Below are 11,634 nucleotides of genomic sequence, written 5' to 3'. Positions count from 1 at the left end.
CAACATCCCCAAATTGCTCCCTCAATCCTTTGAGGAAGCTTCTGAAACGAAATATCAGGGGGGTCACTTTTGGACGCCGATTACCCCAATACAGGGGTCAAATTTGCATGCCGGTTCACAGGGCGCGCCTTGTCGATCACGCACCGTTTGGGCACTGGCGGACCCAGACCTTCATCGGGGCGCCGCGCCATGACCGCCTGGACGCACCATGGGTCATTGACGGGGCGATGAGTGCCGAGATATTCGCTCTCTACATCAAAACCCAACTGGGCCCGACGCTGCGCGAGGGCGACGTTGTCATTCTTGACAACCTGTCCAGTCACAAGGCCCCGGTCGCCGCCGAAGCTCTGCGCAGCATCGGCGCATGGTTCTTGTTCCTTCCCCCCTGCAGCCCCGATCTGAACCCAATCAAGCTGGCATTCTCAAAACTGAAAACCCTGATCCGGAAAGCTGCCGCGCGAACCTACGATCAACTATGGGCCGCAGTCGGGAAGGTCTGTGACCTCTTCTCAGACGAAGAATGCTACAACTACTTCAAGGCCGCCGGATATGAGGCCAATTGAGTGCGATACGCTCTAATTGAGTGCGAACCCTAGGCGGCTTACAATGAAGCGTTGAAGCGACGCGGATCACTTTCGATCTGGTTCGATCCTGAGATGAGGTGGTGGCCACCACCGACTGGAAGCCGTGGTCGCCATCCCGCGCATCCGCTATGTGCCATCCAAGCGCCTCTATCTCTTCGATCCGGCCTCCTGCCCAAAAGAACTGGAGGGGCTGATCGGCGGCAAGGTCAGGCACTCCCTCATCGCCGCGAGTTGGCCCGATATCCTGCGAAGCGTGGCGACCATGGCGTCAGGGGCCATGCCGCCGAGCCAGCTCCTGCGGAAGTTCGCGGCCTAACCGCCCCCCGACGGCATCACCGTGCCAAGGTGGGATCGCAACAATCCATATTGGGAGGCGGTCATGTCGGAGATTATCACGGTCGGACTGGATCTGGCGAAGAATGTGTTCCAGGTCCACGGTGCTGACAGCAAAGGCAGTGCGGACTTGCGCAAGAAGCTCAGAAGGGCTCAGGTGCTTGAGTTCTTCACCAAGTTGCCGCCCTGCCTCGTGGCGATGGAGGCCTGCGGCGGCGCGCATTTCCGGGGTCGGGAGTCGGGACCACCACATCAGGCTCATCCCACCCGCCTATGTGAAGCCCTTCATCAAGCGGCAAAAAAATGATGCGGCTGACGCAGACACTACCATCTTTTGCCCAGTCTTCCCCGGACTAGTAGGTTACAGGCATGTTGCCGCACTGGGCGGCCTTTAGCAACAATTAGCGGTCCGAGGAGGGCGTCTTGCGCCTTTTTTACACCGCGCCGGAGGCGTGCTCGCAGATTGACGGCCTCGACGATGAGATCAACATAGCAGGGTAACGCGCTTGTCTTCTTAGTCGAGTCTGGGGTTTCTGATCGAGAACACGTTCTCGCCCCGAAAGACGGAATCCCGGTTCCTGGCTGCGATCGCCTTTAGAAAATTGGCGCTGTTGGCGGTGCCAGGCAGCATCCAGTCATGCAGTTCGACAATCATCAGTGGGCAGCCGTCGATCCATTCGGTATTTTCCGCAAACAGATTGTCCTCGAAGCCTTCGATGTCGATCTTGGCGATGAACGGTGCGCAGTCGGGATTCTGCGCGATCAGCCGGGTCATCGACACCATGTCGATTCGACTTTCGGACCGGGATGGCGAGACGCGGAACGCATTGGGATTGGTCGCCTCGTCCAGGATCGACACATGCCCGCAGGTGGCGCCGACAGCCGCCTGGTGGAAGACCACGTTCGCGAACCTTGCGCAATTCCGTTTCGCAAGCCGGAGATTGCCGCTGTTCGGTTCGATGCAGATCACCCGGGCCTCGGGGAAGTCCTCGGCGAATTTCCGCGAGGCCAGTCCGATATTGCCCCCGCAGTCGATGATCAGGGGTGTCTTGCCCGCGTCCAGGATCGTTCTGTAGGCGGCATCGATATCTGCCTTTCGGATCAGCCCGTCGAGGGCGTATTCATCATAGGTGAAGATCTGATCTGCGGTGAAGGAATCGTAATAACCGCGCGAGGCGATGCCAAAAAATCTCCACCCGGTGAGATCGAAGAACCAGATCCACCCCTCTGGTTGGGGGTCAGACGCAGGTACCGGGACCGCATCAGGATCCCCTTGATCATCTTGAGCGGCTCTTTCTGCACGCCTTTCAGGTCGGTGGAATTCATTTTAGGCTTGTCCGGCAAGGAATCGGAAAGAATTGCGGGCAATGACGACTTCGGATCTGTTTCCAGGACTGCGCGGCGCCATGCCGGTTGCGGGGACTATTACCGCTGCGAGACCTCGCTGCAAGCGCCCGTTCCGATGTGCGCGTTGCAGCAGCGGCGAGATGGGACATCGGGTGCCGGGAAGACCTCTCGTGTTGACGGTTCGGAAGGAAAGCGCGAGCAATGGCACAGACCCCGGCAGGGGAAATCCGTGTGCAGGGGGAGACGGCGCATGAGCCGGTTGAGCTATTCCGCAGTCATCGCGACCCGCAATCGCCCCGAGGCGCTGGCCCTGAGCCTGCCCTTGATCCTGGGTCAGAGCCGCGCCCCGGCGCAGATGATCGTCGTCGATTCCTCGCCGGATACGGAGGCCAACCGGGCTATTATCACCTCGGCCGAGGCCGCGTTCGGCCGGACTGTCACCTATATCATCTCACCCCCAAGCTCGTCAGTCCAACGCAACATCGGGCTGGCGGAGGTCACCGAACCGGTGGTGTTGTTTCCCGATGACGATTCGCTGCTGCATCCCGGGGTGATGGAGGAGATCATGGCCACTTACGAGCGGGATGAGGGCGGGTTGATCGGCGGGGTCTGTGCGGCCGAGGCGGATACGGCCCCCGAGGGTGCTTTGGCGAGCGCGCGCTATGAGATGACGTTGGGCGACCGGATCCGCAAGCCCGTCGCAGCGACCCGGTTTCGCCTGGAACGCGCCCTGGTTCCAGAGCCTTTCCTCCGGGCCGGACGGCGTCTTGCGCGGAATCATCCGCGCCCGGACTGGATCGACGGGGAGCGCCATGTCGAGGTCGAATTCATGACCGGTTTCCGGATGTCGTTCCGGACCGAACTCATCCGCCGGCACGGTTTCGACGAGACCCTGGGCCGCTATGCACTATTCGAGGACACGGATGCGAGCTTCAAGATCCTCAAGTCCCATCTGTTGGTGGGTGCGCGCAGGGCGCAAATCTATCATTACAAGGCGCCGGCAAAACGGGATGGTGGGTTCAGCATGGGTGCGATGCAGATCCTGAACCGCGCCTATGTGCTCGCCCAGGATGCAGAGCGCGACGCCGCCATGCGGCGGCAGCTGCGCAGGTTCTCGCGCTACAAGATCGCCCAGTATGGCGCCGCCGCGACGTCCGGCGCGCAGTTCGCCAAGGATCGGTTGCGGGGCGCGCGCGCCGCCATGAACCATGTCGATGTACTGATGGGCTGTCCTTCCGACGCCGTGTCCGGGACCTATCTGGCGGCGCGCCGGGCACTGGGGCTCGATCCCTGATCGCGGACGCACTCAGGCCCGGCGCAGGGCCGGGAACAGCCAGGAAAGCAGGAAATGCTCGAATCCTCTCGGACGCCCGGCCAGGCCCCAGAGCAGGAGATGGGAGAGGGCGTAGAGCGCCGCGCCAGTGGCGACCTTCGCGCCGAGGCTCAGGGCCGGTGGCATCACGGAGGGGATCAGCACCGTCTGGTCGAGCCAGGTCACGCCGTCGGCCATCAGCAGGCTCCCGGCTGCTGCGCCACGGCGCGCGCAGCAGCCGGGAGACCGCAAGACCGGCGACCGGGGCGGCGATCACCAGGGAGAGGATGCCCTGCATCAGCGTCCCGGCGGCCCGACCGCAGGCCGCGCCGGGCAATCCCGCCCAGGCAATTCCCAGCAGAATGAGGGGCAGCTGGATCGCGGCCACGATGACGTTCCGGGCGAACATGGCACGGGTGCGGCCGGCGGCCATCACCACCGATTGCGCGGCAAAGCCGACGGTTGCGAAACCGGCAGCCGGCGCGAGGATCTGGACCACCGGGACGGCCGCGCTCCAGTTTCCGCCCAGAGTCAGCCGGACCACCTCGGGCGCAGCGAGACCGAGGCCGACACCGATCGGCAGCATCAGGCCCAGCGACACCTCGATCACATCGAGAAATGCCCGCTGCATTCGGGCCGGATCGTGGGAGACCGCCGAGAGGCCGGGATAGATCGCCCGACCCAGCGGCATCGCCAGGTAGTCCGTTGCCATCCGGACCATCTCGGGCTTCTTCGCGCCACCACGCTCGAACACGCCGGACGCACCTTCCAGCAACGCCTTCTTCCAAGCATGGATCATCGTCGGGTGAACGCCAAACCGGCTGGCCAGTTCCGACACCGTCTGTTCACCCTTCAGCGCCTCAAGCGCCACCTTCGCCTTGAACTCAGGCGAATGCTGCTTCCGTTTCGACATCTCTGATCTCCTTCTCGTCGAAGACCAGCAGACAACAAATCATAGCTTACGTCAGTGTCCGTTTTTCGGGGGGTGAATCACGTCATGTAGCCGAAATCAATGGGTCCCGAGCCTAGGCGTTTTTGCTTGATCCGACCTTTCCAAGAAGCTTGGAACAGACTATTGTGCTCAGATGTACACAAGATTGGAAAGAAAAAGGTCATGGCCCCCAGCACCACGATGACGATCCGGCTCGATCCGCGACTGAAAGAGAAGCTGGGAAAATTGGCTCATGAAACCCGGCGTAGCCGGTCTTTCCTCGCCGCAGAGGCCGTAGAAGTTTATGTGAACCGTGAGCTGGCAATCATAGACGGCATCGAACGCGGGCTTGCGGATGTAGCAGTCGGTCGGACGGTCAGCCATGAAGATGCGATGGTATCCGTGCGCCAGGCGATTGAGGATGCAGCAGGCGGCACCGCATGAGCCGACCAGTCCGCTGGTCTATCGAGGCGCTGGAGGATCTTGCGGATCAGGTTTCCTACATCGCCCGTGACAACCCCGCAGCGGCCCGTCGCGTGGCCGATGCCATCGACAGAACGGCTCTGGCTCTCGGCGACATGCCGACAGGGCGTCCCGGTCGGGTGACAAGCACTTACGAGAAATCCGTGACGGGGCTGCCCTACATCATCGCTTACGTGATCACCCAAGCGAGCGGCGAAGAAGTGGTGGCGATTGTCCGGGTGATCCATACGGCGCGCGACTGGGCCGCCGAAAGATGGCCGGATTGATTCCCCTTACTGATCCGGTCGAGTGATCCAGAAGGCACAGAAGCTCGATCCGTTCTCCTCCTCGGCCACCTGCCCTCCGAACCACGACCTGCCGCAATTGTAGCCCACCAGATCATCGATCAAGAGTGCCGTTTTGGCCGTTTCCATCCCGTAGGCGATCAGGAGGCCCAGAACGACGCCTGTGGCAAGCATGGAGGCCAACCAGACCCAAGAAAAACCCGCCGATCCAGCGCCATGCCTCTCTACGGGCTTCTCCGGCGGCCCGAGAGAGCCTCTGGCGTTCCTGGGCCAGTTGCGTCCGGATATTTTTCCTGCCAGCCAGCTTCACATGGCCTCAGACGCAACCGGGCAGGGACGTGGCCAGCCCGCGTTTGAAGTTAACGTTCCTATTTCTTGCCATTTTCACCATTTCCACAGCGTCTCACTGGCAAATAGATTGGAGGGTCCAAGTGTTACCAGGCCCGGCACCATGGCCACGGCAAGCATGGAAAAGATGGGCTGACGGATCTGCGTACGGCACGGCGCATGAGACACGGAACGCGGGGCACGTGCCATTTGCCAGAGCGCATGATGCGCCCGGTGAGCATTCCCCGGAAAGCCTGGCGAAGTGCCTCTAGCGGACTCCACGCCCTGATGGTGCGCGTGTTCTGCCATGAGACAATGTTGCCGCGTCCGAACGCCGGATGTATTCGGTCTGCCGCGTGTATCTGCTGATCGGATCAGGGGCTTTTTCGGATTCTCGCCTGTTGGCTGCGTCTTCGTCTTCGGCATAGCTCAGCCAGATGCCGTTCCCGAGCATGAACATGAAAAACGGGAACAGCGCGTTCCAGTAATGCACGGTGATCCCGGTGAGGATCATCCCGGTCAGCGCGAACATGTAGGCATAGCGGGCCTGCTGCATCTCAGGCGATTTCAGGTCCCGGTAGCCCACCGCGAACATGACCCAGATCGTCCCACCTGCGAACAGCAGGAAGGCGGGAATGCCATGGCGCATGGCGATCAACAGCCAGAAATTGTCGAAGCTGTCGCCCATCCAGCCAGGGCGCGCCCAATCGTTCAGGCCCAGTCCGAAGATAGGATGCGCCCAGACGTTTTCCATCCCGTAGTTGAAGATCAGGATCCGGTTGTATCCACTCACCGCGCTGAAGGACATGTAGCTGATGAAGACATGGGCCGGCTTGCGGTTCGATCCGAGATCGACCACGATATAAGCCAGCACCATCAGCAGCCCCAGGATCAGCCAGCGGCGCGGCACCGGTTTCAGGATCTTGTCCCACAGGTATAGCCCAATCTGCGCGAACAGTGCCAGAAGAGCGCCGCCCGAGACCGAAAACACGCTCGACGCCGTGACGATCATGCCCAGCAGGACCCGGCGCCCGGAAAGCCCGGGCCGGGCATAGAGATAAAGCACCGAGGACAGTCCCGCCGAGACGAAGGCACCGTAGGGAATCGAATGGTCGAACACGCCCTGAACGCGCTCCAGGCCCAGACGCTTGTCTTGGGTGATGGCGCGAAAGGAATCACCGATCCTGTTGAAGAACTCGAGCAGGATCGGCCGTCCGGTCATGGTTTCATAGAGGGCAAAGGGGAAAAGCAGCACGATCAGCAGCAGAAAGAACCGCATCACCTGCTCGAACTCGGTGCGATTGCGGATATAGGTCCGCGCCATCAGGTAGGCGCCGATCGATTCGATGATCAGGATGCCGGATGTTTCGATCACCTGGGTGCTCTTGTGGACCACGAAATAGGCCATCGCGGCCCAGAGGAAGGCCAGGACGATGCAGATGTCGAAGCCGCGCACCGGTCCCGCCGCCCCCGACAGCCAGCGCGGCACCGCGCCGAACAGGGCGACGATCAGCACGATCCGGTAGGGGCTGAGCCGCACCGGGCCAAGGCTGATCGACAGCGGGATCACGAGGCCGATCAGGAACAGCACCGGTATCCACGGATACGCGGTCGATGCCGCGGCCCCGGCTCGCCGGCTTGCCCCTTCGCGGTGCAGTTCAGCCGTTGTCACGCGGTTTCACCCTGGCCGAAAATGACGTTCTCCTCGCTCGATACCGGCACCCTATGTCCCAGGCTTCTATCCCGGAGTTAATGCCCTGTCTTCAGGCCTGTTCAACCCCGCGCGGGCTATCGGCGCCGGATCGTGTTCAGCACGGCACGGCGGGACCGGTCCAGCCGGCCATGCAGGGCGCTGGCAGGCCGGCCTTCGCGGTCCAGAACCGCGCGTCCGAAGACCTCGGCCCTATGCCTGCCGCCGCGCAGCGCGGCCACGAGTTGGGCTTCGGGATCGGCATCCGGCGCAATCGCGTCGAACCGGTGCGACAAGGGCCATAGGTTGCGCAACCGGTGAAAGTCGACCCCAACCGTCGCCGGAAGACCGGTTCGCCCGATCAGTTCCAGGGCCGCTTGCCCATGGGTCAGCCCGTCGGACTTGCGGTTCCACAGTTCGATCCCATGCAACCGGTCCGCCCAGGCCGGGTCGAACAGGCGATAGGCATCCCGGCGCACCGGATGCGCGAATATCGCAGCCCCCCCCGCCTCGGCCACGCGTCCGAGGGTTTCATCCACCGGGCGATGCTCGGCCAGGAAATGGTCCAGCCCCCAGGTCAGGACATGCACGGAATTGTCGGGCGAAGAATACTCGATTCCCGGCACCAGCGTACAGCCCGCGGTCGAGGCGTTCCGGCAAGCGTCGCGATACTCCTGGAACCGGGACGGATCGAATCCCGTATCATGTTCGGTCATCATCACGGCATCCATGCCGAGGCCGCCAAAGAGCCGCGCGATGCGTTCGAGGTGCCAGTGCCCATCATAGGACCAGGTCGAATGGGCATGCAGAACGGCGCGCATCACCGACGCACGGCCCGGATCACAGTCCGCATCGCATCCGCCAGGAAGAAGCGCGGATAGGCAGGATCATGATTGTAGAAGCTGGCGCGCGGGGCCGGGCGCAACACTCCTTTCAGTGCCGGTCCAAGCCGCGGCCAGCCGGCCCGATGAAACGCGCTTTTCGGGCCGCGCATCACCATCAGAAGATGCACCAGGTCGCGACCAAGATGGCGCTGGACATGCGGCCAGGACCGCGCCGTGACAGCCCCCGGATCATAGGTCGGGTCAAGCTGCTGCGCCACCGCCAGTGCCGGATATTCCAGCCCCTGCCGTCGGGCCAGCGCCAGCGATCCCCACATCCGTCCGTTCAATTCCATGAACCAGGGGGTGCCTTCGGCATCGCGCAGGAACTCCACCATGAATGGCCCCCGCCAGCGGACCGCCGTGATGAAGCATTCGACCGCTTCACGCAGATCGGGATCCGGAGGGATGGCCCGGCAGGCACTGGAACCGGAGCCGTGGGGGTTCATCATCCGCACCCGGCGATGCGCCGACCAGGCCGTGATACCCTGCGGGCCGGCAAATCCGAAGATGCCCTCTCCGACTCCCGGGATCAGCGGTTGCAACAGGTAGGTGTCGTCAAGATCATCCGGCAGGTCTTCGGCATCCTGCCCAATCAGCAGGTATTGGGCCTTGCCGCGGGTCAAACGTCCATCTTCGATCCGCACCGCCATCCGCGGTTTCAGAATGGCGGGCAGGGCGATCCCGGCCTCCTGAAGATCGGCGCGCCGGGCAACCACCCGCGACGGTGGTACGGCCAGCCCGGCGGCCCGAGCGGCATCGATCTGATGGGCCTTGTCGAGCGCCAGGTTGATGCCATCCCGGTCGGGTCCGGCCGTCAGCGCCAGCAACCGGGGCGATTCCGCCACCAGCCACAGCGATGCATCGTCCAGGGGCAGGATCGCATCGGGGGCCTGTGCGCCATCGGTCTGCGTTTCGAGTGCGCGTACCGCGCCGCGGGCATCGACGCCCGGGTCAGGCACGGGCAGGAACCGATCCACGGGCAGGCCCGACAACATCCGGCGACCGGTCTCGCCGCCAAATACCGAGACCTGGTGACCGGCATCCCGCAGCGAGAAGATCACCTCGGGAGCGGCCACGGCCTCGGCGGATCCGATCAGGACATGGGCCATGTCACACCAGTCGCTTGTAGGCCCGGGCCGCCTTGCGGCGCAGGCGGCGGGCCAGGGGGTCGGGACCATGCAGGATACGGTCGATATCCTCACCGGTCATGGTCCCCGTCAGGGAGGTGCGCGGCACCGGCCGCTGCCCCTGCCGCCAAGGCCCGCCATCGCTGGAATAGACACGAGTGAATCCGCCTTCGACCAACCGGGCCAGAACCTTGCGATCATAGCGCCCGAAAGGAATGGCGGCGGCCTCGACCGGCTGTCCGGTGATCCCCGCAAGGATGCGTTTCGGGTCACGGATCTCGCGGGGCACCTCGTCTTGGGAAAGGGCGGTCCAGTCACGATGCGCGGCGCCGTGGCTACCGATGCAGTGGCCTTGACGCAGCAGTTCAGCAATTCCCGCGCGCCCCACCGACCCGGGAGAGTCGATTCTGTCAGTCAACAGGAACATTTCGGCCCGGTGTCCCGCACGGGCCAGGGCAGTCCCCCCGATCTCGACATCCGAGGCATTTCCGTCATCGAAAGTGAACCGGACATCCACCTTCCCTGCGGCGGCGGCAACCCGTTCTACCGTCTCATGAAACAGTTCTTCGGATATCCAATATGGCGCCTCGCCCGGCTCCAGCTCGCGCTGCGGGGCGCCTATCCCATGAAGGCAGAGAACGACCTGTCGCATCAGGATGCCTCTTCCTATCCGAAAAGCTTGCGCAGCTTCTTCGCCACCAGATGGGGGTGCCGGCGGACCCGGCGGACAAAGCCCACCCGATCACGGAAGTCACCATAGCGGCTTATGGGCAGATCCAGAAGTTCGGGCCAGCCTTGGCGGATCACGCTCTGGATCATCAGGTTGGTACCGTTCTGCATACGCCTCCATTCCGGAGGCAGGGATAGCATCGCGGCAAAGCTCTCCCGGCCGATCAGCGGATGGATATCGGTTGGTGCGGTGTAGGTATAGCTGAGAGCGAACCCCCAGCACCCCATGCGGATTTCAAGATAGGCCAAGTCAAGGATCAGAAGGGTTGGCAGATCGCCAGAATCGCGGCGCAAAGCATCAAGCCAATCCGATATTGCTTCAATACCACGCGGATGCGGTGGCATCCCCATACGCGCCCAAATTCCCTTGGCGTCGATCGGTGTACTGTCGGTATCTGTCTTGCGCCAAAAGAAAGCGCGACCGATCTCACCGCCCAGCCCCCCTATGAAATAGGGTCTGTCACGCAATTGCTGGCGCGTTGGATGCGTACGAGTGTGAGGGCCTCCAAGCGAGAACCCGGTCCTGGCGCGCCAATCCTGTTGGCCTTTGGTATCCGCGTATTTCAGTGAGATGAGGCGATGAGGCAAAGTGAACCGGTCACTGAGCTCTTCCGCTCGGATGCGGTCAAGTTCGACTCCTTCGGCCGCGACGGTGACAAAAGAGAAATCCCCGGGCAAGTTGTGGGTGGCGGCGAGGAGCATCCGCGTTTCGTTACCAGCGGTCAGAGCCACGGACACAGGAGCGGATCTTGCGACCGCACCAATCGTGGATCGGGTTACGGCAAGAATCGCGGCGCACGCACCCTCGGGATCTGTGGTGCGTGGGATGTCGGCGCGGGGCCAGTGCCGCACGGCCATACCGGTTTCCAGATCCAGATAATGGTTCGGTAGCAGCCGGGAGATGCCATGATGTGCGGTCAACCCGGCCGGAAACCAGCCATCGCGATCAACCCGGAGCGTTTCATATAGCTCCCGGTCGAACCGGGCCTCGACATCGGCCGATTTGACCAGTTGCGATGAGATCGCTGCCGCCCGCCCGGTCCCGGGTTCGTAAACGGCAGACAAGCTGCCACAGGCATCGAGATAGATTCTTTGGGCCCCGGGGATGTCCAGCACGAAGATGAACGAGCCGGTGAAAGCATAAATCTGCTTTTCGATGAACGCGTCAAGATCGGCAGCGGGAAGTTCGGGAAGGGTGATGCAATCCTGCGAAATGGTGCCAGCCCGCTGATCGACGGGAGTGCCCAGAAAGATTCCGATCTGCCGACCGGTCGCCTCATGAACCGGGATTGTTCGCAATGGGTCAAAGACTGCAAGAGAGAGCTGGGGCATGGCCACATGCCGGGCACCGGAAGGAATGTCCGAACCGCCGAGGAAAAACATGCCCGCCCAGTCACGCGGACAGGTAATCTTCATCGGATTATGTTGGCTGTCTTGCGGCATACGTAGCTAGGCTCCGACCTGAGGCGCGGCGATTTCCCAACTACTTAAGGGGGAACGTTTTCATTTTCTATTGGAAATGATAGTTACCGCGACTTTGCCGCGATAACAGCTGCTCCTGGTGGCATATGAAGCATGGCGGGACAGCTTCGATTGGAAACCC

The 11,634-nt window shown here is 62.4% G+C and carries 12 protein-coding genes and 4 pseudogenes; 6 read left to right on the top strand and 10 right to left on the bottom strand.

Features of this window, described 5'->3' with window-relative positions; translation table 11 throughout:
* From QO034_RS15910 to QO034_RS15900, 3 genes and pseudogenes are all read left to right on the top strand, one after another.
* A partial coding sequence (locus QO034_RS15910; RefSeq protein WP_284486510.1) for a transposase occupies positions 1 to 563 on the top strand: 563 nt, incomplete at its 5' end.
* Positions 564 to 696: 133 nt separating this feature from the next.
* Positions 697 to 897: pseudogene (locus QO034_RS15905) on the top strand (Tn3 family transposase); the annotation flags it as partial.
* Positions 898 to 963: 66 nt separating this feature from the next.
* Positions 964 to 1,240: pseudogene (locus tag QO034_RS15900) on the top strand (IS110 family transposase); the annotation flags it as partial.
* 191 nt (positions 1,241 to 1,431) lie between these two features.
* Here QO034_RS15900 and QO034_RS15895 read toward each other — a convergent pair.
* Complete coding sequence (locus QO034_RS15895; protein WP_284486515.1) at positions 1,432 to 1,929, bottom strand: FkbM family methyltransferase; 498 nt, start codon at positions 1,927 to 1,929, stop codon at positions 1,432 to 1,434.
* Between the two features lie 450 nt (positions 1,930 to 2,379).
* Between QO034_RS15895 and QO034_RS15890 the strand changes: the two genes are divergently transcribed.
* Complete coding sequence (locus tag QO034_RS15890; RefSeq protein ID WP_321170019.1) at positions 2,380 to 3,558, top strand: glycosyltransferase family 2 protein; 1,179 nt, start codon at positions 2,380 to 2,382, stop codon at positions 3,556 to 3,558.
* A 12-nt stretch (positions 3,559 to 3,570) separates the two neighbouring features.
* On the opposite strand, the gene QO034_RS15885 is transcribed toward QO034_RS15890, so the two are convergent.
* The 3 genes and pseudogenes from QO034_RS15885 to QO034_RS15880 all read right to left on the bottom strand — a co-directional run.
* Positions 3,571 to 3,774 (bottom strand): hypothetical protein, encoded by a 204-nt coding sequence (locus QO034_RS15885; RefSeq protein WP_284486516.1) that lies wholly within the window; start codon positions 3,772 to 3,774, stop codon positions 3,571 to 3,573.
* Between the two features lie 361 nt (positions 3,775 to 4,135).
* Positions 4,136 to 4,351: pseudogene (locus QO034_RS23375) on the bottom strand (hypothetical protein); the annotation flags it as partial.
* A pseudogene (locus tag QO034_RS15880) lies at positions 4,325 to 4,489 on the bottom strand (transposase); the annotation flags it as partial. The pseudogenes QO034_RS15880 and QO034_RS23375, both read right to left, overlap by 27 nt.
* A gap of 201 nt (positions 4,490 to 4,690) precedes the next feature.
* On the opposite strand from QO034_RS15880, the gene QO034_RS15875 reads away from it, so the two are divergent.
* Complete coding sequence (locus QO034_RS15875; RefSeq protein WP_284486509.1) at positions 4,691 to 4,951, top strand: CopG family ribbon-helix-helix protein; 261 nt, start codon at positions 4,691 to 4,693, stop codon at positions 4,949 to 4,951.
* Positions 4,948 to 5,256, top strand: coding sequence for a type II toxin-antitoxin system RelE/ParE family toxin (locus QO034_RS15870; RefSeq protein ID WP_284486508.1), 309 nt, complete (start codon positions 4,948 to 4,950; stop codon positions 5,254 to 5,256). The genes QO034_RS15875 and QO034_RS15870 overlap by 4 nt, the downstream gene beginning before the upstream one ends.
* 6 nt (positions 5,257 to 5,262) lie before the next feature.
* Here QO034_RS15870 and QO034_RS15865 read toward each other — a convergent pair whose 3' ends face one another.
* The 6 genes from QO034_RS15865 to QO034_RS15840 form a co-directional block, all read right to left on the bottom strand.
* Complete coding sequence (locus QO034_RS15865; protein WP_284486507.1) at positions 5,263 to 5,448, bottom strand: hypothetical protein; 186 nt, start codon at positions 5,446 to 5,448, stop codon at positions 5,263 to 5,265.
* 421 nt (positions 5,449 to 5,869) lie between these two features.
* On the bottom strand, positions 5,870 to 7,273 hold the full coding sequence (locus tag QO034_RS15860; RefSeq protein ID WP_284486506.1) for an O-antigen ligase family protein: 1,404 nt from the start codon (positions 7,271 to 7,273) through the stop codon (positions 5,870 to 5,872).
* 116 nt (positions 7,274 to 7,389) lie between these two features.
* The gene (locus tag QO034_RS15855; RefSeq protein WP_284486505.1) at positions 7,390 to 8,112 is read right to left on the bottom strand and encodes a PHP domain-containing protein; all 723 of its coding nucleotides are present in this window, start codon (positions 8,110 to 8,112) and stop codon (positions 7,390 to 7,392) included.
* Positions 8,112 to 9,284, bottom strand: coding sequence for a hypothetical protein (locus QO034_RS15850; RefSeq protein ID WP_284486504.1), 1,173 nt, complete (start codon positions 9,282 to 9,284; stop codon positions 8,112 to 8,114). The genes QO034_RS15855 and QO034_RS15850 overlap by 1 nt, the downstream gene beginning before the upstream one ends.
* 1 nt (position 9,285) lies before the next feature.
* Positions 9,286 to 9,954, bottom strand: a complete 669-nt coding sequence (locus QO034_RS15845; RefSeq protein WP_284486503.1) for a polysaccharide deacetylase family protein — start codon at positions 9,952 to 9,954, stop codon at positions 9,286 to 9,288.
* 14 nt (positions 9,955 to 9,968) lie between these two features.
* Positions 9,969 to 11,474, bottom strand: coding sequence for an asparagine synthetase B family protein (locus QO034_RS15840; protein ID WP_284486502.1), 1,506 nt, complete (start codon positions 11,472 to 11,474; stop codon positions 9,969 to 9,971).
* Positions 11,475 to 11,634: the final 160 nt, after the last annotated feature.

The sequence above is a fragment of the Sedimentitalea xiamensis genome (genome assembly GCF_030164465.1).
Lineage (GTDB): Bacteria > Pseudomonadota > Alphaproteobacteria > Rhodobacterales > Rhodobacteraceae > Sedimentitalea > Sedimentitalea xiamensis.
Note: the sequence above shows the minus strand (reverse complement) of the source record. Positions and strands in the feature narration are given on the sequence as shown.